Raw genomic sequence first — 19,563 nt, forward strand, 5'->3', positions numbered from 1 at the left:
AGAGATTTAAAGAAATTAATTAATGTTACTTAATGTATCGGACACAGCAGTAAGTTATCCGCACGGCTTAAGAAACCGCGCGGAATCGCAGAAATGGGGGCTAAATACGTCGGGCCTGCCAGAAGTTCTTCCGCCAGTAAACATTATCCAGGGAAGATCTCATGACACCGCGACTGGTCGAGGCGTGAATAAACTGGTTATCGGTATCATAAATGCCAACATGCAGGCCGCTTTCGCCTGAGCCGGTTTTAAAGAATACCAGGTCGCCGGGCAGCAAATCGTCTTTATCGATCTCCGTGCCAATTTTCGCCTGCGTGCGCGTGTCCCGCGGGAGTTGCAGATCGAATTTATCGCGCATCGTCATTAACACGAATCCCGAGCAATCCACCCCGCCACGGCTCATACCGCCATAGCGATAAGGCGTCCCGCGCCAGTTTTGCAACTGCTCGTTCAGGTTGGCAATCACGGTAATCGAATCCGATAACCGCGGATTTGGGGGTGGCGCACGATGGCTGCTGCATCCTGCAAGTAATAACATGCCCACGATCAGAAACCAGAAGCGCATTTCCAGACGAATCCTCTGCTTTTTTTGTCCTTTCCGTAATTTAGCCTGTGATTACGCTACCTTGCAAGAAACGCTTATTCCTGGGCGGTAGAAATCAGCATTCTGTGCCCTTCTATGTCCAGACGGCGGAAAGGCATACCGTAAGCTTTCGCAAGATGCGGTGGCGTCAGGACGCTGTCACGCGGACCGCTGGCAAGGAGCTTTCCGCGCGCCAGCAGCCATACGCGATGCGCGTGACGCAGCGTATGGTTCAGGTCATGGCTGCTCATCACGATGGCAATCCCTTTACCAGAAAGCTGACTCAACAGTCTGTCGAGAGCCGCCTGTTGGGCGACGTCCAGGCTGCTCATCGGCTCATCCAGCAGCAGCAGGCAGCCGTGCGGGTTCCCAGTCGGATGGATTTGCAGTATCACCGCGGCGAGCCGTACGCGCTGCCATTCTCCGCCGGAGAGCTGATTCACATTGCGCGAGAGCTTATCAGTCAGCCCCAGCACAGCCGTGACCTCGTCGAGAAGCGCGGTTTGGCTTTTATCATGCTGATGCAGCGCCAGATAGTGCCAGACGGGCATGGCGAAAGGCGGCGTTTGCTGTTGCACCAGATAGCTGCGGCGGTGGGCCAGCGAGACGGGCGACCATTCATGCAGAGAGTGTCCGTGCAGGATAATCTCGCCTTCGCCCGACGTTATTCCGGCCATCCGCGCCAGCAGCGTGCTTTTCCCGGCACCGTTTGGGCCCACGAGGTGCACAATTTCACCCGCGCGGACTTCGGCGTTAACCGGCTCCAGCCTGCCCTTTTCCGCCACGCCTGTCAGCTGCAACAGCATACTCATTACTTCGCCAGCGCCAGCTTAATGGACTCCATGACGATCGGATCTTCCGGGGTCATGTCCGGAGAGAAACGCTGCACCACCTGACCATCGCGACCAATCAGGAATTTTTCGAAGTTCCACAGAATATCGTCAGGATAGAGCGGCGCGCGCCCTTTGCTCGCCATACGCTCGTAGAAGCCGCTGCCTTCCGGCGCGACGGCGGTTGGCGCTGCGGCCACCAGTTTTTCATACAGCGGGTGGCGGTTGTCACCGTTGACGTCGATTTTGCTGAACATCGGGAAAGTCACGCCGTAGGTGGTACTGCAGAACGTTTTGATCTCGTCTTCGCTGCCCGGCTCCTGGCCGAGGAACTGGTTGCACGGGAATCCGAGGACCACCAATCCGTCTTTCTCCCAGGCTTTCTGGATGTTTTCCAGCTGTTCGTACTGCGGCGTCAGGCCACATTTCGAGGCCACGTTAACCACCAGCAGCACTTTGCCGCGGTAGTCTTCCAGCGTGGTTTGCTTGCCATCAATGGTTGTTACGTCGGTATTCAGAATATCGTACTGCATAGCGTCCCCTTAGATTGTCTTGCGGTTGGGCGGATCTAACGTCCGGCCTTTAATAGTAGCCAGATAAATACGGGCGCGCCCAGCGTTGCGGTCACGACCCCGATCGGCAGCTCGGCGGCGCTCATGGCCAGACGGGCAATAATATCGGCAATCAGCAGCGTCGCCGCACCGGCGATAGCGGCGGCGGGTAATAAGGTGCGATGGTTGGTGATGCCCGCCAGACGCAGCATATGGGGGATTACCAGGCCAATAAACCCGATAGCACCGGCCAGGGCGACGCTGACGCCTACCATCCAGCCGATAGCCACCACCAGCACATTACGCCACAGGCCGATAGATAGGCCCAGCTGGCGGGCCGAGATCTCCCCCAGCGCCAGCATGTTCAGCGGCTTCGCCTGAAAAGCGGCCCACAGGATCGCCGGGATCAGAAGCGCCATCAGCCAGCCCTGTCGCCAGTCCACGCCGCCAAAACCGCCCATCATCCAGTACATCAGCTGGCGCAGATCGAACGACGTGGAGAAGTACACCGCCCAGGTCATCAGCGCGCTGCAGATAATCCCCAGCGCGACGCCGGCCAGCAGCAGACGGCTGGTTGACAAATGCCGCCTGGCGAAACGCAGTAAAATGACGGTGATAAGGAGGGCGCCAGCGATGGCGCTGAGGCTGATGCTCCAGCCAGAAAGACTTCCGCCGCCCAGCATTAACGCGGCAATAAGGCCGACGCCCGCGCCATTGGAGACGCCAAGCAGCCCCGGCTCCGCCAGCGGATTTTCGAACAATGCCTGCATGATAGTGCCGCACAGGGCCAGCGCCGCACCGACTAAAACCACGGCCACCGTACGCGGCAGGCGGATTTGCCAGACAAACAGTTTGCCCTGCTCGCTCGCCCAGTGCTCTGGCCCGATCCACTGCTCTCCGGCACACAAACTCAGCGCAAAAACGGCAGTCAGTAATGCCAACAGCACCAGTAACCAGCGCAGATCGGAGCGGTGTTGTCGACGGGCAAAATCAAGCATGGGTTCTGTTTTCAAGTGGGCGATGATATTGATTTTACGGTGGGTATGCCTTCGCGCAAAGAAAAAAGGCCGCGATTGCGGCCTTTTTGGGTTAGTTCATATTACTCTGCTTTGGGCGTTGCGTTTTCGACACGGCTTTTTAACTTCTGGCCGGGTCTGAAGGTCACCACGCGGCGGGCTGTAATGGGAATATCTTCCCCCGTCTTCGGGTTACGGCCCGGACGTTGGTTTTTGTCTCGCAAATCAAAATTGCCAAAACCGGAGAGTTTTACCTGCTCACCATTTTCCAGAGCACGACGGATCTCTTCGAAAAACAGCTCTACCAGCTCTTTGGCATCCCGTTTGCTAAGCCCAAGCTTATCAAACAGATATTCTGACATTTCAGCTTTTGTAAGCGCCATAGGTTCAATCCCTCAATGATGCCTGGAATCGCTCTTTTAATGCCTCTACACATCTGGCAACGGTAGCGGCAATCTCCTCTTCTTCGAGTGTACGGCTGGTATCCTGAAGGATAAGGCTAATAGCGAGGCTCTTAGAACCTTCTGCTACGCCCTTGCCGCGGTACACGTCAAATAAGTTTACGCCAACTACCTGATTTACGCCAACTTTCTTACACTCGGCCAAAATATCTGCTGCAGGCACATTTTCAGCGACCACAACGGCGATATCGCGACGGTTCGCCGGGAAGCGCGAAACGTCCTGAGCCTGAGGAACCACGCGGTCTGCGACCTTGTTCCACTCCAGCTCAAACACCATGGTGCGGCCGTTCAGGTCCAGTTTGCGTTCCAGTTCAGGGTGAACAACGCCAACGAAACCAACGCGTTCGCCGTGTAAATAAATGGCAGCGCTCTGGCCCGGATGCAGGGCTGGGATGGCTTCTGCGCGGAATTCAATTTCAGACAATTTACCGGTCAGATCGAGAACAGACTCCAGATCGCCTTTCACATCGTAGAAATCGACGCTGTTTTTGGTCAGATCCCAGTGCTCTTCATAGCGGTTGCCGCAGATAGCGCCAGCCAGCATCAGATCCTGACGGATACCGAGATTTGCCTGGGTATCAGGCACAAAGCGCAGACCGGTTTCGAAGATACGCACGCGGCTCTGCTGACGGTTCTGGTTGTAAACGATGGTACCGAGCAGGCCGGTCCACAGAGAAAGACGCATCGCGGACATTTCGCTGGAGATCGGGCTTGGCAGAATCAGCGCTTCCTGACCTGGGTGGATCAGCTGCTGCAGTTTCGGATCCACGAAGCTGTAGGTGATCACTTCCTGATAGCCTTTGTCGTTGAGCATGGTTTTCACACGCTTCAGGGACAGGTTAGCTTCGCGGTGGGAACCCATCACCAGACCGGCCTGCACAGGCTCATTAGGAATGTTGTCGTAGCCGTAAACACGGGCCACTTCTTCCACCAGGTCTTCTTCGATTTCCATGTCGAAACGCCAGCTTGGCGCAACGGCCTGCCACTGGTCCTGACCTACGGTCACTTCACAGCCCAGACGACGCAGGATATCGCTCACCTGTGCATCAGCAATGTGATGGCCGATCAGACGATCCAGCTTGCCGCGAGTCAGGGTAATGGTCGCACGCTTAGGCAGCGTCGCTTCATTGGTCACATCAATCACCGGACCCACTTCTCCGCCGCAGATGTCGATCAGCAGGCGAGTGGCGCGTTCCATGGCCTTGTACTGCAGAGCTGGATCCACGCCGCGCTCGTAGCGGTGAGAGGCATCCGTGTGCAGGCCATGGCGACGTGCGCGGCCGGTAATAGACAGCGGGCTGAAGAATGCGCACTCCAGCAGGACATTTTGCGTCTCGTCGTTCACGCCAGAGTGCTCGCCACCGAAGATGCCGCCCATCGCCAGCGCTTTGGTATGGTCGGCAATGACCAGCGTATCAGCGTTCAGTTTGGCTTCGCTACCGTCGAGCAGAACCAGGGTTTCACCCTCTTTCGCCATACGCACCACGATCCCGCCTTCGATACGATCTTTATCGAAGGCGTGCATCGGCTGACCCAGCTCCAGCAGAACGTAGTTGGTCACGTCGACCACCGCATCGATAGAACGAATCCCACAGCGACGCAGTTTTTCTTTCATCCACAGCGGAGTTGGCGCTTTAACGTTGATGTCTTTCACCACACGACCGAGGTAGCGTGGGCAAGCGTCAGCGGCTTCCACAGAAATTGGCAGCGTGTCATTGATGGTGGCCGCAACCGGTGCAATTTCCGGTGCGTTCAGTTCGGTCTGGTTCAGCACCGCAACGTCGCGCGCCACGCCGATGATGCCCAGGCAATCGGCACGGTTTGGCGTCACGCTGATTTCGATGGTGTTGTCATCGAGCTTCAGGTATTCGCGGATGTCGGTACCAACCGGCGCATCAACAGGCAGTTCGATAATGCCGTTGTGATCGTCGGAAATACCCAGCTCGGAGAAGGAGCACAGCATGCCTTCAGACGGCTCGCCGCGCAGTTTCGCCGCTTTAATTTTGAAATCGCCCGGCAGAACCGCACCGACCGTTGCCACAGCCACTTTCAGGCCCTGGCGGCAGTTTGGCGCGCCGCAGACGATATCCAGCAGGCGATCGCCACCGACGTTCACTTTGGTGACGCGCAGTTTGTCCGCGTTCGGGTGCTGGCCGCATTCAACCACTTCACCGACAACCACACCGTTGAATGCGCCTGCGACCGGCTCAACGCCGTCCACTTCCAGGCCTGCCATGGTAATTTGGTTAGAGAGCGCTTCGCTGTCGAGCGCGGTGTTCACCCATTCGCGTAACCACAGTTCACTGAATTTCATTGTTCTGTCCTGCCCTTATTTAAACTGTTTGAGGAAACGCAGATCGTTTTCGAAGAATGCGCGCAGATCGGTCACGCCATAGCGCAGCATGGTCAAACGCTCCATGCCCATACCGAAGGCAAAGCCGGAATAGACTTCCGGATCGATACCGACGTTACGCAGAACGTTTGGATGGACCATGCCGCAGCCGAGCACTTCGAGCCATTTGCCGTTTTTGCCCATCACGTCCACTTCTGCAGAAGGTTCGGTGAACGGGAAGTAGGACGGACGGAAACGAACCTGCAGATCTTCTTCAAAGAAGTTGTTCAGGAAGTCGTGCAGCGTGCCTTTCAGGTTGGTGAAGCTGATGTTCTTATCGACGATCAGGCCTTCCATCTGATGGAACATCGGGGTGTGCGTCTGGTCGTAATCGTTACGATACACGCGGCCCGGCGCGATAATGCGGATCGGCGGCTCTTGTTCTTTCATGGTGCGGATCTGCACGCCAGAGGTCTGGGTACGCAGCAGACGGGTCGCATCAAACCAGAAAGTGTCGTGGTCAGCGCGTGCCGGATGATGGCCAGGAATGTTCAGGGCATCGAAGTTGTGATAATCATCTTCGATTTCCGGGCCAGTCGCCACGGTAAAGCCGAGCTCACCGAAGAAACTTTCAATGCGGTCAATGGTGCGGGTGACCGGGTGCAGACCGCCGTTTTCGATACGACGACCTGGCAGAGAGACGTCGATGGTCTCTTCGGCCAGACGGGCATTCAGCGCGGCGCTTTCTAAATCATATTTACGCGCATTCAGTGCCTGTTGAACCTGCTCTTTGGCTTCGTTAATCACCGCACCCGCTGCCGGGCGCTCTTCTGGCGGCAATTCACGCAGGGTGGTCATTTGCAGGGTCAGATGCCCTTTCTTGCCCAGATATTCGACGCGGACATTGTCTAATGCGGCAACATCTGAGGCCTGGTTAATGGCTGCCGTTGCACTGGCAACCAGCTCTGCGAGATGTGACATGGTTTTCCTCGTTATGTGGCGATATTCATAAGCGGTAGAAACAAAAAAAGCCTCCATCAGGAGGCTTTCTGGCGCTGTTTTTCGTTTCATCTTTCACGCGCAAGCCCCCTGAATTCAGGTGCTAAAGTAAAAGAAGAAGCGGAAAATAGCAGCATTCATGCTTGCGTTACCTTGTGTTTTCAATCGTCCCGGATGGGGTGGAAATGAAAGAGGGAGCAAAGCCCCCTCTCTCAACTGGCTTATGCCAGTGCTGCTTTCGCTTTTTCGACCAGAGCGGTGAACGCTAATTTGTCGAATACTGCGATGTCAGCCAGGATCTTACGGTCGATTTCAACAGAGGCTTTTTTCAGGCCGTTGATGAATTTGCTGTAAGAAATACCGTTCTGACGTGCTGCTGCGTTGATACGCGCAATCCACAGTTGACGGAACTGACGCTTACGTTGACGACGGTCACGGTAAGCATACTGACCAGCTTTGATAACAGCCTGGAAGGCAACGCGGTATACGCGAGAACGCGCACCGTAGTAGCCTTTAGCTTGTTTCAAAATTTTCTTGTGACGTGCACGGGCAACTACACCACGTTTTACGCGAGCCATATGTGCTCTCCTGTATCTATTCTAAGTTAAAAAAGGTTAATAAACGTTTACGACTTATGCGTACGGCAGGCACGCGATGACCAGGCCCAGATCGCCTTTGGAAACCATGGCTTTCGGACGCAGGTGACGTTTACGCTTGGTAGCTTTTTTAGTCAGAATGTGACGCAGGTTTGCGTGCTTGTGCTTAAAACCACCTTTACCGGTTTTTTTGAAGCGCTTAGCAGCACCGCGTACGGTCTTAATTTTTGGCATTTTAATAACTTCCACTTCGCATTGTTAATAAACGAAACATAGGCGAACAAAACCTGCGAAGCCCGTAGGCTCCACAGGAATTGCTACTTGAAGGCCTTACTGTTTCTTCTTAGGAGCGAGCACCATGATCATCTGGCGGCCTTCGATCTTCGATGGGAAGGATTCGACCACTGCCAGTTCACTCAGATCGTCACGGACGCGATTAAGCACTTCCATACCGATCTGCTGGTGAGCCATCTCACGACCGCGGAAACGCAGCGTGATCTTAGCTTTATCACCCTCTTCCAGAAAGCGTACCAGGCTGCGGAGTTTTACCTGGTAATCGCCATCGTCGGTGCCAGGTCGGAATTTAATTTCCTTAACCTGAATAACTTTTTGCTTTTTCTTCTGTTCCTTAGAAGACTTGCTCTTTTCATAGAGGAATTTGCCGTAATCCATGATACGACAAACTGGCGGCTCGGCGTTAGGGCTGATTTCGACCAAGTCTACTCCGGATTCTTCAGCTTTTTCCAGAGCTTCTCTCAGACTCACAATACCAAGCTGCTCGCCTTCCAGACCTGTTAAGCGAACTTCTTGCGCGCGAATTTCGCTGTTGATACGATTCGGGCGCGCCGTTTGAACTCGTTTTCCGCCTTTAATACCTTATTCCTCCAGTTGTTGAAGACTGCGGCTGCGAATCTCTTGTCGCAGCTTCTCAATCACTTCACTCACGTCCAGGCTTCCCAGGTCTTTACCACGGCGGGTGCGAACGGCAACTTTGCCTGCTTCCACCTCTTTATCACCACAGACCAACATGTACGGGACCCGACGTAAAGTGTGCTCGCGGATTTTAAAGCCAATCTTCTCATTTCTCAAGTCCGCTTTTACGCGAATGCCCGCATTTTGTAGTTTCTGCGTCAATTCTTTAACGTAATCGGCCTGAGAATCGGTGATGTTCATGACCACGACCTGCACTGGCGCAAGCCAGGTTGGGAAGAAGCCAGCGAACTCTTCGGTCAGAATGCCGATAAAGCGTTCGATAGACCCAAGAATTGCACGGTGAATCATTACCGGCACCTGACGCTCGTTGTCTTCGCCAACATAAGAGGCGCTTAAACGCTGCGGCAGGGAGAAGTCCAGCTGGACTGTTCCGCACTGCCATGCACGATCGAGGCAGTCATACAGTGTAAATTCAATTTTCGGACCGTAGAATGCGCCTTCACCCACCTGATATTCAAACGGGATGTTGTTCTCTTCCAGCGCAACTGCCAGATCCGCCTCAGCACGATCCCAGGTCTCGTCGCTACCGATACGCTTTTCCGGACGAGTTGAGAGTTTGACGACGATTTTCTCGAAGCCAAAGGTGCTATACATATCGTAGACCATACGAATACAGGCGTTGACTTCATCACGCACCTGGTCTTCAGTACAGAAAATATGCGCATCATCCTGGGTAAAGCCACGAACACGCATCAGACCATGCAGTGCGCCTGATGGCTCATTACGATGGCAGCTACCAAACTCCGCCATACGCAGCGGCAGGTCACGGTAAGATTTCAGACCCTGGTTAAAGATCTGAACGTGGCCCGGACAGTTCATTGGCTTGATGCAGTATTCACGGTTCTCAGAAGAGGTGGTGAACATCGCATCTTTGTAGTTGTCCCAGTGGCCGGTTTTTTCCCACAGCACACGGTCCATCATGAACGGGCCTTTCACTTCCTGATACTGGTACTCTTTCAGCTTGGAGCGCACGAAAGTTTCCAGTTCACGGAAGATAGTCCAGCCGTCGTTATGCCAGAACACCATACCTGGTGCCTCTTCCTGCATATGATACAGGTCGAGCTGCTTACCGATTTTACGGTGGTCGCGTTTCGCGGCCTCTTCCAGACGCTGCAAGTAGGCGCTCAGGGCTTTTTTATCTGCCCAGGCGGTACCATAAATACGCTGCAACATCTTGTTATTGCTGTCGCCACGCCAGTAGGCGCCTGCGGTTTTCATCAGTTTGAAGTGATGACAGAAACGCATGTTCGGCACGTGCGGTCCACGGCACATGTCGACGTATTCTTCGTGATGATACAAGCCTGGCTTGTCATCATGCGCGATGTTCTCATCAAGGATCGAAACTTTATAGTTCTCGCCACGCTTCACGAAGGTTTCACGCGCTTCGTGCCAGCTGACTTTTTTCTTGATGACATCGTAGTTGGTCTCGGCGAGCTCGTGCATACGTTTTTCGAGCGCGTCGATATCTTCCTGGGTCAGGGTATGGTCAAGGTCAACGTCATAGTAGAAACCGTTGTCGATCACCGGGCCGATCGCCATTTTGGTGTTTGGCCACAGCTGTTTGATGGCATGGCCTAACAGGTGCGCACAAGAGTGACGAATGATCTCAAGACCTTCATCGTTCTTGGCGGTAATGATGGACAGCTGCGCATCGTTTTCAATCAGATCGGAGGCGTCAACCAGTTCACCATTGACACGGCCGGCGATGGTGGCTTTTGCGAGTCCAGGACCAATGTCCAGAGCAACATCCATCGGGCTAACGGCGTGGTCGTAATGGCGTTGGCTGCCATCAGGAAGAGTAATTACAGGCATTTTATATCCTTATTTGCAGTGATGCCCCACACATAAGAGCATATACAAAGAAAATAATCGTGTTTTATCAATAGATTGCGACACCATCTGACCAACAATCGTCAAATTGGCTCGCAGTCTGGAACAGCGACGAATCAGACAAAGGCTGATTTACGTTCTGCCCTGCGATGGTAACACTAAAAAAAGGGTGAATGCACCCTCCGCGACCAGATTGATGCCTCTCATACTTTTGCATGAGTTTTTAGGGGTGACGCTCGCAATCCCATTTTGCTGAGCTAATCTTGAACAGGTCCTGACAACGAAAGGGGCGTTACATGAATGTTTCCAGTCGAACAGTGGTGATCCTGAATATTGTTTCCGCAGCGGCGCTGGTCATGATTCTGGCGGAGAAATTCCATTGGTTCTGACCCCGAGGGTGCGCGATATGGCCGTTTTTGATAAACTCATGTTTATCAACTGACGAAGGAACGGTTTATGCCATCAAAACGCTTTGCGCAAAAACACTGGAAAATGGTGGTCGTATTAATCGCTATCTGTGGGGCGATGCTTTTATTACGCTGGGCAGCGATGATCTGGGGCGTGTAGATTGAGTGAGTAATTCATTCACGTCTGTTCAGAATAATTCCGCAGCACATATCAAACGAAAAACCGGTACATCATTATCCGGTTTTTTCACGAGTCATTACCATTAAGCGTAATGCTCAATTAAGACCACTCACCTGCGACCAGTTTATGCACATCGAACGCGTCATTCATTGACTGACCGGTAGACTGGGAGCCCGGCGCGATGTTTGAGCCCGCTTCAACATCAGAAGCACGGGTAATGCCGATTTGGTTGGTGGTATCACTGGCAGGTTGAGTCACTGAATCAGCAGCAAATACACCAAATGACAGTGCAGAAAGCACCATTGCTGCGGCAGCGTTTTTGATTTTATTCATAATGATTATTCTCTATCTGAATTAATGCAGAACAACTTGAGGCAATGAATTGCCTGTATTGTTAGTGTAGATCTGGATCACACTTCTGCCTAGTCAATTTATTTATCAAATCGTGTCAAATAAACTGAATATTAATGTACAGAGGGAATTATGAAGAAATGATGGAGAAACAGAAAAACAAATAAAATAAAACGCCGTTTAATTTTAAATAGCACAGTTTGTGAAAATATAAAAACGGGCCGAGAATATATCGGCCCGCCGGAATTACATTTTATAGCCTAAAGAAACCGTTGTTCTGCGGTCGGTGTGTTCTGGCGCAGAAGCCGGTGGCTCCGAGTTCCAGGTCACGTTGTAAGCGACTTTCAGACCAAAGTGTTCGTTGATCGCCACGTTCAGCGCGGTCTCAGAGTTCAGGGTCGTGTCATCAGCACCAAATACGGAAACACCCTGGGTGAATTTGGCGTTATCGGTGAACTGCCAGGCGTACGTACCGGACGCGTAGCCCAGCGGCTGCGTTTTGGTATCGCCATCGGTGTACTCGTCATAACGCACACCAGGACCGAATTCGAAACGGAAGCTGTGGACCGGACCATTCAGGAACTGACGACCATAACCGGCCGTAAACACGTCACGCTGGCGATAGCCGTTGTAGCGGTCAGTTAACCAGCTTGCCTGGCCGAAAAGATAGTCATAATCCGTCATGTTGTAACGGCTACGGCCACCCACTGCATACTTCTCAGAGGAGCGCTCGTCGTTAGATGAGGTGTTGCTGGCGTTACCCCACAGGGACCAGGCAGTGGTATTGCCGTACCAGGTCATGGTGGTGTCTGCGGTCAGGGAAGAGCTTTTGGTGTTACCTGATTGCGCCAGATACCCAGCGTTAAGGTTACCTTCAAACGGTTTCTGCGCAGTGGATGGGTCATCCATGACAGTAAAAACGGTATCGTCAGCGGCTGCGTACATCGAGGCAAACACGCCACCCGCCAGCATCATTGCGGCAGGTACTGTCTTCAAGAGCTTCATTTATAAAGGAGTCCGTACAACAAAAAAAGAGACCATCACGGTCTCGGAAACTTTCTTGAGGATCAATGACAAGGCATCCTTAGAAAGGTAACAAATTATAAAAAGGCTCATATAACATAGCAATGATTTCTTATTTCATTTTTTGAATAAGAACGATCTCAAAACGTTATTTCCTTCATAATAAAAACGCACAAAGCGCCTAAACATTTATATTTAAAATCATACTGTTATTTACTTTCCCTTCTCGTCTTTTGTGCCATGCTTACCGAAGCCCATGCTAAAAGGAGGTCATAATGGTCCGAATTTATACGCTGACGCTCTCCCCTTCCCTCGACAGCGCCACGCTGACACCGCAGATCTATCCCGAAGGTAAACTGCGTTGCACTGCGCCGGTGTTCGAACCCGGCGGTGGCGGCATCAACGTCGCGCGCGCCATCACCTATCTTGGCGGAAAAGCCACGGCGATCTTCCCGGCGGGCGGTGCGACCGGTGAACATCTGGTGGCGCTGCTGGCGGATGAACAGGTGGCCGTCGATACGGTGGAAGCCAAAGACTGGACGCGCCAGAACCTGCACGTCCACGTCGAATCGAGCGGCGAACAATACCGCTTTGTGATGCCCGGCGCCATGCTGGATGACAATGAGTTTCGCCAGCTGGAAGAGAAAGTGCTCGCTATCGAAAGCGGCGCCCTGCTGGTCATCAGCGGCAGCCTGCCGCCCGGCGTGAAATGTGAAAAACTCACCCAACTGATTCAGGCGGCCAAGAAGAAAGGTCTGCGCTGTATCGTCGACAGCTCCGGCGAAGCGCTGACCGCCGCGCTGGAGTCCGGCGATCTGGAACTGATCAAACCGAACCAGAAAGAGCTGAGCGCGCTGGTCAACCGCCCGTTAACCCAGCCGGATGACGTGCGCTCTGCCGCGCAGGAGCTGGTGCGCAGCGGCAAAGCGCGTCGCGTGGTGGTGTCTCTGGGGCCACAGGGTGCCCTCGGCGTCGATGAAACCGGATCGGTACAGGTCGTTCCGCCGCCAATGAAAAGCCAGAGCACCGTCGGTGCCGGTGACAGTATGGTCGGTGCGATGACCTTAAAACTGGCGCAAGGCGCGTCGCTGCTGGAGATGACGCGCTACGGCGTCGCGGCCGGTAGCGCCGCCACGATTAACCACGGCACGCGCCTGTGCTCTCTCGAAGACACGCAAAAAATCGTCGATTACCTGTCCCAGAGTTAAAAACAGCCTCCCCTCAGCGATGAGGGGAATTTCCCGTTAAGTCGCCAAACTGGCGCAATCGACTATGCTAAGAAAACTTTCGCGATAACAAAGAGGTGAAATATGAGCAGTGGTGACATCACCCGCTACGTTGTAACCATCAAAATTCATGAAGACTCGCTGACCGAACTCAACGAGATCACCAATCACCTGACGCGCGGCGGTTTCCTGCTGACCCTGACGGATGACGAAGGCAATGTTCACGATCTGGGCACCAATACGTTTGGCCTGATAAGCCCCCTCGATCGTGACGAAGTGAAAACGCTGGCCAGCGGCCTGGTTGAGAGCGCGACCGGCAAAGAGGCAAATATTGACGTAAAAACCTGGGAAGAGTGGCAAAAAAGAGAACAATAAATGCCCTGCAGTGATCCTGACGGCTCAGGTGTGCGTTAGCTCGTATTATTGAACGGCGTTTTTGCGCTAACTTAATGATCTGGCGGACAACATGGGAGAATCATCATGTGGCAGGCTATCAGTCATCTGTTAAACGAGCAACTGGGCGACGGGGAGATCGAGCTGCGTAACGAGCTGCCGGGTGGTGAAATCCACGCCGCATGGCATGTGCGCTTCGCAGGGCGTGATTTCTTCGTCAAATGTGATGAGCGGGAATTGCTCCCCATCTTCACCGCCGAAGCCGATCAGCTGGAACTGCTGTCGCGCAGCAAAACCGTCTCTGTGCCGCAGGTCTGGGCGGTGGGAAGCGATCGCGACTACAGCTTTCTGGTGATGGACTATCTCCCTGCCCGTCCGCTGGACGCGCACAACGCCTTTCTGTTAGGCCAGCAAATCGCCCGCCTGCACCAGTGGAGCGACCAGCCTCAGTTTGGTCTCGATTTTGATAACGATCTCTCCACCACCCCACAGCCCAACTCCTGGCAGCGCCGCTGGTCGACCTTCTTTGCCGAGCAGCGCATCGGCTGGCAGCTGGAGCTGGCCGCCGAAAAAGGCCTGGAGTTCGGCAATATCGACGCCATTGTTGAGCACGTTCAGCAGCGCCTGGCGTCCCACCAGCCACAGCCTTCGCTGCTGCACGGCGATCTGTGGTCTGAAAACTGTGCGTTAGGGCCGAACGGGCCTTACATCTTTGATCCTGCCTGCTACTGGGGCGACCGCGAATGCGACCTGGCCATGCTGCCGCTGCATCCGGAGCAGCCGCCGCAAATCTACGATGGGTATCAGTCGGTATCGCCGCTGCCGTCAGGGTTCCTCGAACGACAGCCTATTTACCAGCTCTATACCCTCTTTAACCGGGCGATTCTGTTCGGAGGTGAACATCTGGTGAATGCGCAGCGCGCGCTGGACAGGATTTTAGCGGCGTAAAGGCGAAAACGGGTGGTGCCTGACCACCCGTTATGCGTTACAGAAAACCGAGCAGTGAGAAGAAAAAATAGCCGCAGACGATGATAATCACCGGCAGGACATACAGCGGGAAAATCTGCAAGAAAATGGTGTGATGTGGCACCACGATGCGCGACTCAATCTGCTCGCGGGTTAACCCTTCGGGCCCTTTCGCCTGCTCCAGAATCAGCTGATCTTCCACCCCTTCACGCAGAAAACGGGTCTGGCGGCTCATGCGCGCGCCGGAGGCCTGCAGGGCCAGGGCGATGAAAATCAGCGCAAAGATAACCCAGAACACAATGTTCAGTTGTTGATGAAAATCGGGCGTGGGCGAGTTGTACCAGAAGATGTTAAGAAACGGCGTATTAAAGCGCATCATCTCGATCATCACGTGCGCAAAATCAAGCATAACCGCATTGATCCCTGCCTGTTTTTCGCTGTGCTCGTACATGAATTTCAGCACAGAGATCAGCGTGGAAATCACGGCCGGAATAAAAATCACCCATCCGGCAATGCGTTTTAGCACCGCTATGCGTCCAGCTTGTTGATACGTCATTAGTTCCCCTTCATTAAGACGCTCTCTTTGAGCCTAAGTTTACCTTCTGCTTACGAATTTCGCCCGTTCTTTAGGGGCAATATGGTAAATTGCGGAGTAACTCAGGACTCTCCCTGTGCTGTAAACCTGTGAAAGGAGATATCGTTATGTCGACCCCGCGCCAGATTGTTGCTGCCATTTTCGATATGGATGGATTGTTAATCGATTCCGAACCGCTGTGGGATCGTGCCGAACTGGATGTCATGGCCAGCATTGGAGTGGATATCAGCCGCCGTAGCGAACTCCCGGACACGCTGGGACTGCGCATCGATATGGTTGTTGAGCTGTGGTATGCCCACCAGCCGTGGAATGGCCCGAGCCGCCAGGAAGTGACCGACCGTATTATCAGCCGCGCGATTTCGCTGGTAGAAGAGAACCGCCCGCTGCTGCCGGGTGCGCGCGAAGCTATCGCCCTGTGCAAAGCGCAGGGACTGAAAGTCGGTCTGGCGTCCGCCTCCCCGCTGCACATGCTGGAAAAAGTGCTGGAGATGTTCGACCTGCGCGACAGCTTTGACGCGCTGGCCTCGGCGGAAAAACTGCCGTACAGCAAGCCGCATCCGCAGGTGTATATGGACTGTGCCGCCAAACTGGGCGTCGATACCCTGGCCTGCGTGGCGCTGGAAGATTCGGTGAACGGCATGATCGCCTCGAAAGCGGCGCGGATGCGCTCCATCGTGGTGCCTGCCGAAGAGGGCCAGCACGATCCGCGCTTTGCCCTGGCGGATGCTAAACTGGCGACGCTTACCGATCTCACCGTAGCCCATCTGCGCGGCTAAGCACTCCCCTTCGGGCAACGTTCTGTTGCCCGAAAACATGACACTTCGTCAATTTTTAAAACATCATTTCATTTTTATTTGTATTTCCGCGAAGCGGCTCCTATTCTTACCTTCAGAACGATAATAACCCTACACTCTGAGGTAAATATGATACTGGATGCCTTTAATCTGGCGGGAAAAGTGGCCATCGTCACCGGCTGCGATACCGGTTTAGGCCAGGGAATGACGCTGGGGCTGGCGCAGGCGGGATGCGACATTGTGGGCGTGAACCGCAGGATCCCCGAAGAGACCGCCGCAAAAGTGAAAGCCCTGGGCCGACGCTTTAAGGCGATTCAGGCCGATCTCAGCCAACAGGACGCTCTCGAATCCATTGTGGCCCAAACGGTCGCGGAGATGGGCCGCGTCGATATTCTGGTGAACAACGCCGGAACCATTCGTCGGGAGGATGCCCTGTCTTTCAGTGAAAAGAACTGGGATGACGTCATGAACCTGAACCTGAAGTCGGTCTTTTTCCTCTCCCAGGCCGTGGCGCGCCAGTTTATCGCCCAGGGTGACGGCGGCAAAATCATTAACATCGCCTCGATGCTCTCCTTCCAGGGCGGGATCCGCGTGCCTTCTTATACGGCATCCAAAAGCGGCGTGCTGGGCATCACGCGCCTGCTGGCCAACGAATGGGCCGGGCATCACATCAATGTCAACGCGATTGCGCCCGGGTATATGGCGACCAACAATACTCAGGAGCTGCGGGACGATGATCAGCGCAGCAAAGAGATTCTGGATCGCATTCCCGCCGCGCGATGGGGCGTCCCGGAAGACCTGCAAGGCCCGGTGGTTTTCCTTGCGTCAAAAGCCTCTGACTATGTCAATGGCTACACCCTTGCCGTGGACGGCGGCTGGCTGGCGCGTTAACGCCAGTTTGTGACAAAGAGTTACACCGTAACCTCTTCCGCCTACTGTATAAAAACCCTATACTGTATGAATTGACAGTTTCATGGGTTTTATCATGACGGCGGAAGGCCACCTCCTTTTTTCTATTGCCTGCGCAGTGTTTGCCAAAAACGCTGAGCTGACCCCTGTTCTGGCGCAGGGCGACTGGTGGCATATTGTTCCTTCTGCGGTCCTGACCTGCCTGCTGCCGGATATCGATCATCCGAAGTCATTTCTCGGCCAGCGGCTGAAATGGGTCTCCAAGCCTATCGCCCGGGCCTTCGGCCATCGCGGTTTTACCCATAGCCTGCTGGCGGTGTTTATTCTGCTGACCCTCTTCTATTTAAAGATCCCCGAAAGCTGGATTGTCCCTGCCGATGCGATTCAGGGGATGGTGCTGGGCTATTTAAGCCACATTCTCGCGGATATGCTCACTCCCGCGGGTGTTCCGCTGCTGTGGCCGTGCCGCTGGCGCTTCCGTTTCCCGATTCTGGCCCCGCAAAAAGGCAACCAGCTGGAGCGCGTGTTGTGCATGGCGCTGTTCGCCTATTCGGTCTGGATGCCCCAGACCCTGCCCGAAAATGGTGCAGTTCGCTGGTCGTCGCAGATGATCAATTCCCTGCAATTTCAGTTCAATCGCTTTATTCATCACCAGATTGAACATTAAACAGACGAAATAATCCCATTTGTCATAATCCATTCCATTTGGATATAAGCGCCACATCACACTTCTGCTAACCTTGCGGCAACAGGATCGGAAAATACCGGTCGGTAATAAATCAGGAGAACGGGGATGAATTTTCCACTTATTGCGAACATCGTGGTGTTCGTTGTCTTGCTGTTGCTGCTGGCGCAGACGCGTCATAAGCAGTGGAGCCTGGCGAAAAAGGTACTCGTCGGTCTGGGTATGGGTGTGGTATTTGGTCTGGCATTGCAGGCGATTTACGGCTCTGATAACCCGGTGCTGAAGGATTCGATTCAGTGGTTCAACGTTGTCGGTAACGGCTACGTGCAACTGCTGCAAATGATTGTCATGCCGCTGGTCTTCGCCTCTATTCTGAGCGCGGTAGCCCGTCTGCATAACGCATCACAGCTGGGTAAAATCAGCTTCCTGACCATCGGCACCCTGCTGTTCACCACGCTGATTTCCGCGCTGGTCGGTGTGCTGGTCACCAATCTGTTTGGCCTGACAGCTGAAGGTCTGGTGCAGGGCACCGCGGAAACCGCGCGCCTGGCCGCCATTCAGACTAACTACGCCGGTAAAGTGGCCGATCTGAGCGTGCCTCAGCTGCTGCTCTCCTTCGTACCGAAAAACCCGTTTGCCGATCTTACGGGCGCGAACCCAACCTCCATTATTAGCGTGGTGATTTTTGCCGCTTTCCTGGGTGTGGCTGCGCTGAAACTGCTGAAAGACGATGCGCCGAAAGGCCAGCGCGTTCTGACCGCCATCGACACCCTGCAGAGCTGGGTGATGAAGCTGGTTCGTCTGGTGATGCAGCTGACCCCATACGGTGTGCTGGCGCTGATGACCAAAGTCGTTGCCGGTTCTAACCTGCAGGACATCATCAAGCTGGGCAGCTTCGTGGTCGCCTCTTACCTGGGTCTGATCATCATGTTTGCCGTCCACGGCATCCTGCTCGGCGTGAACGGCGTGAGCCCGCTGAAGTTCTTCCGTAAAGTCTGGCCGGTACTGACCTTCGCCTTCACCAGCCGCTCCAGCGCCGCGTCAATTCCGCTGAACGTGGAAGCGCAGACCCGTCGTCTGGGTGTGCCAGAATCGATCGCCAGCTTCTCCGCCTCTTTCGGCGCGACCATTGGTCAGAACGGCTGCGCGGGTCTCTACCCGGCGATGCTGGCGGTGATGGTGGCTCCAACAGTCGGTATCAACCCGCTGGATCCAATGTGGATTGCAACGCTGGTCGGTATCGTGACCGTCAGCTCCGCCGGTGTGGCCGGTGTCGGTGGTGGCGCAACCTTCGCCGCGCTGATCGTGCTGCCTGCGATGGGCCTGCCGGTGACGCTGGTCGCCCTGCTGATCTCCGTTGAGCCGCTGATCGACATGGGTCGTACCGCCCTGAACGTCAACGGTTCCATGACCGCCGGGACGCTGACTAGCCAGTGGCTGAAGCAGACCGACAAAGCGATCCTCGATAGCGAAGAGAACGCCGAACTGGCGCACCGTTAATCGTACAAGCGACAAGAGGCCCTCAATTGAGGTAATGCTGATCAGTTAAGCAACATAATGAATTTAATTTCATTGTGTTGCTTGCTCCAGGCCCTTTATGGCATCAGTGGAATTGTTCCGTTCACCTCCGGTTCTCTGCTTCCTGCTAATTTCTCTGCGGTGAACGTGTTAAGGGGGCTACCGCCGCCCCCTTAACAATCCCGGCTCCCGGCCAGGAAAATCGCCGCTTCGCGGTGCCCTCAGCTTATTCCTTGCGGCTATCGGGTCGGGCGCGATCCTGCATCCATGCAGGTCGCACCCTCTCGGCGCTTCCCTGCGCCTCGACCCGGCCTCCAGGAAACG

24 protein-coding genes and 1 other annotated feature are annotated in these 19,563 nt (G+C 54.4%); of the genes, 9 read left to right on the forward strand and 15 right to left on the reverse strand.

Annotated features, from left to right (window positions below; all coding sequences use genetic code 11):
- Positions 1-100: 100 nt before the first annotated feature.
- The 12 genes from QQF33_RS22910 to thrS all read right to left on the reverse strand — a co-directional run bounded on the left by QQF33_RS22910 (position 101) and on the right by thrS (position 10,173).
- Positions 101-565, reverse strand: a complete 465-nt coding sequence (locus QQF33_RS22910) for a C40 family peptidase (protein ID WP_282491987.1) — start codon at positions 563-565, stop codon at positions 101-103.
- Between the two features lie 74 nt (positions 566-639).
- Positions 640-1,395: a vitamin B12 ABC transporter ATP-binding protein BtuD gene (gene btuD / locus QQF33_RS22915; RefSeq protein WP_285150704.1), complete on the reverse strand. Its 756-nt coding sequence runs from the start codon at positions 1,393-1,395 to the stop codon at positions 640-642.
- Positions 1,395-1,946, reverse strand: a complete 552-nt coding sequence (locus QQF33_RS22920; RefSeq protein ID WP_282491989.1) for a glutathione peroxidase — start codon at positions 1,944-1,946, stop codon at positions 1,395-1,397. Before QQF33_RS22920 ends, btuD begins: the two co-directional genes overlap by 1 nt.
- Before the next feature lie 35 nt (positions 1,947-1,981).
- Positions 1,982-2,962: a vitamin B12 ABC transporter permease BtuC gene (btuC, locus tag QQF33_RS22925; RefSeq protein ID WP_285150705.1), complete on the reverse strand. Its 981-nt coding sequence runs from the start codon at positions 2,960-2,962 to the stop codon at positions 1,982-1,984.
- Between the two features lie 101 nt (positions 2,963-3,063).
- Positions 3,064-3,363, reverse strand: coding sequence for an integration host factor subunit alpha (gene ihfA, locus QQF33_RS22930; protein ID WP_003857805.1), 300 nt, complete (start codon positions 3,361-3,363; stop codon positions 3,064-3,066).
- A 4-nt stretch (positions 3,364-3,367) separates the two neighbouring features.
- Positions 3,368-5,755, reverse strand: a complete 2,388-nt coding sequence (pheT, locus tag QQF33_RS22935; protein WP_285150706.1) for a phenylalanine--tRNA ligase subunit beta — start codon at positions 5,753-5,755, stop codon at positions 3,368-3,370.
- A 15-nt stretch (positions 5,756-5,770) separates the two neighbouring features.
- Positions 5,771-6,754, reverse strand: a complete 984-nt coding sequence (gene pheS / locus QQF33_RS22940; protein ID WP_282491993.1) for a phenylalanine--tRNA ligase subunit alpha — start codon at positions 6,752-6,754, stop codon at positions 5,771-5,773.
- A gap of 40 nt (positions 6,755-6,794) precedes the next feature.
- Positions 6,795-6,918 (reverse strand) — a sequence feature (Phe leader region).
- Positions 6,869-6,913: a pheST operon leader peptide PheM gene (gene pheM / locus QQF33_RS22945; protein ID WP_001386830.1), complete on the reverse strand. Its 45-nt coding sequence runs from the start codon at positions 6,911-6,913 to the stop codon at positions 6,869-6,871. It overlaps the preceding feature by 45 nt.
- A gap of 75 nt (positions 6,919-6,993) precedes the next feature.
- On the reverse strand, positions 6,994-7,350 hold the full coding sequence (gene rplT / locus QQF33_RS22950; protein ID WP_012017122.1) for a 50S ribosomal protein L20: 357 nt from the start codon (positions 7,348-7,350) through the stop codon (positions 6,994-6,996).
- Between the two features lie 54 nt (positions 7,351-7,404).
- Complete coding sequence (rpmI, locus tag QQF33_RS22955; protein ID WP_001124225.1) at positions 7,405-7,602, reverse strand: 50S ribosomal protein L35; 198 nt, start codon at positions 7,600-7,602, stop codon at positions 7,405-7,407.
- A 96-nt stretch (positions 7,603-7,698) separates the two neighbouring features.
- The gene (infC, locus tag QQF33_RS22960) at positions 7,699-8,241 is read right to left on the reverse strand and encodes a translation initiation factor IF-3 (RefSeq protein WP_071818735.1); all 543 of its coding nucleotides are present in this window, start codon (positions 8,239-8,241) and stop codon (positions 7,699-7,701) included.
- A gap of 3 nt (positions 8,242-8,244) precedes the next feature.
- Positions 8,245-10,173 carry a threonine--tRNA ligase gene (gene thrS / locus QQF33_RS22965; RefSeq protein ID WP_100780477.1) on the reverse strand — a complete coding sequence of 643 codons (1,929 nt, stop codon included), beginning with the start codon at positions 10,171-10,173 and terminating at the stop codon, positions 8,245-8,247.
- Between the two features lie 314 nt (positions 10,174-10,487).
- On the opposite strand from thrS, the gene yncL reads away from it, so the two are divergent.
- Positions 10,488-10,580, forward strand: a complete 93-nt coding sequence (gene yncL / locus QQF33_RS22970) for a stress response membrane protein YncL (protein WP_282491994.1) — start codon at positions 10,488-10,490, stop codon at positions 10,578-10,580.
- 67 nt (positions 10,581-10,647) lie between these two features.
- On the forward strand, positions 10,648-10,758 hold the full coding sequence (gene yniD, locus QQF33_RS22975) for a small membrane protein YniD (RefSeq protein ID WP_282491995.1): 111 nt from the start codon (positions 10,648-10,650) through the stop codon (positions 10,756-10,758).
- 120 nt (positions 10,759-10,878) lie between these two features.
- On the opposite strand, the gene QQF33_RS22980 is transcribed toward yniD, so the two are convergent.
- Together QQF33_RS22980 and QQF33_RS22985 are read right to left on the reverse strand one after the other, a co-directional pair.
- Positions 10,879-11,112 carry a YdgH/BhsA/McbA family protein gene (locus QQF33_RS22980; protein WP_100780480.1) on the reverse strand — a complete coding sequence of 78 codons (234 nt, stop codon included), beginning with the start codon at positions 11,110-11,112 and terminating at the stop codon, positions 10,879-10,881.
- A gap of 264 nt (positions 11,113-11,376) precedes the next feature.
- A complete protein-coding gene (locus QQF33_RS22985) occupies positions 11,377-12,135 on the reverse strand; it encodes a DUF481 domain-containing protein (RefSeq protein WP_282491996.1) in 759 nt (252 codons plus the stop codon).
- Positions 12,136-12,428: 293 nt separating this feature from the next.
- Between QQF33_RS22985 and pfkB the strand changes: the two genes are divergently transcribed.
- The 3 genes from pfkB to QQF33_RS23000 all read left to right on the forward strand — a co-directional run bounded on the left by pfkB (position 12,429) and on the right by QQF33_RS23000 (position 14,720).
- Positions 12,429-13,361, forward strand: coding sequence for a 6-phosphofructokinase II (gene pfkB, locus QQF33_RS22990; RefSeq protein WP_282491997.1), 933 nt, complete (start codon positions 12,429-12,431; stop codon positions 13,359-13,361).
- Positions 13,362-13,463: 102 nt separating this feature from the next.
- A complete protein-coding gene (gene ghoS, locus QQF33_RS22995) occupies positions 13,464-13,754 on the forward strand; it encodes a type V toxin-antitoxin system endoribonuclease antitoxin GhoS (protein WP_282491998.1) in 291 nt (96 codons plus the stop codon).
- 105 nt (positions 13,755-13,859) lie between these two features.
- Positions 13,860-14,720: a fructosamine kinase family protein gene (locus QQF33_RS23000; RefSeq protein WP_285158656.1), complete on the forward strand. Its 861-nt coding sequence runs from the start codon at positions 13,860-13,862 to the stop codon at positions 14,718-14,720.
- A gap of 37 nt (positions 14,721-14,757) precedes the next feature.
- Here QQF33_RS23000 and QQF33_RS23005 read toward each other — a convergent pair whose 3' ends face one another.
- Positions 14,758-15,294 (reverse strand): YniB family protein, encoded by a 537-nt coding sequence (locus tag QQF33_RS23005; RefSeq protein WP_285158657.1) that lies wholly within the window; start codon positions 15,292-15,294, stop codon positions 14,758-14,760.
- A gap of 146 nt (positions 15,295-15,440) precedes the next feature.
- On the opposite strand from QQF33_RS23005, the gene hxpB reads away from it, so the two are divergent.
- The 4 genes from hxpB (at position 15,441) to tcyP (ending at position 19,221) form a co-directional block, all read left to right on the forward strand.
- Entirely contained in the window at positions 15,441-16,109 is a 669-nt protein-coding gene (gene hxpB / locus QQF33_RS23010) for a hexitol phosphatase HxpB (RefSeq protein WP_285158658.1), read from the forward strand.
- Between the two features lie 147 nt (positions 16,110-16,256).
- The gene (gene kduD / locus QQF33_RS23015; RefSeq protein WP_285158659.1) at positions 16,257-17,018 is read left to right on the forward strand and encodes a 2-dehydro-3-deoxy-D-gluconate 5-dehydrogenase KduD; all 762 of its coding nucleotides are present in this window, start codon (positions 16,257-16,259) and stop codon (positions 17,016-17,018) included.
- A 94-nt stretch (positions 17,019-17,112) separates the two neighbouring features.
- A complete protein-coding gene (locus QQF33_RS23020) occupies positions 17,113-17,703 on the forward strand; it encodes a metal-dependent hydrolase (RefSeq protein WP_282492003.1) in 591 nt (196 codons plus the stop codon).
- 126 nt (positions 17,704-17,829) lie between these two features.
- Entirely contained in the window at positions 17,830-19,221 is a 1,392-nt protein-coding gene (tcyP, locus tag QQF33_RS23025) for a cystine/sulfocysteine:cation symporter (protein ID WP_282492004.1), read from the forward strand.
- Positions 19,222-19,563: the final 342 nt, after the last annotated feature.

This window comes from Lelliottia wanjuensis, from assembly GCF_030238365.1.
In the GTDB taxonomy this organism is placed as follows: Bacteria; Pseudomonadota; Gammaproteobacteria; order Enterobacterales; family Enterobacteriaceae; genus Enterobacter; species Enterobacter wanjuensis.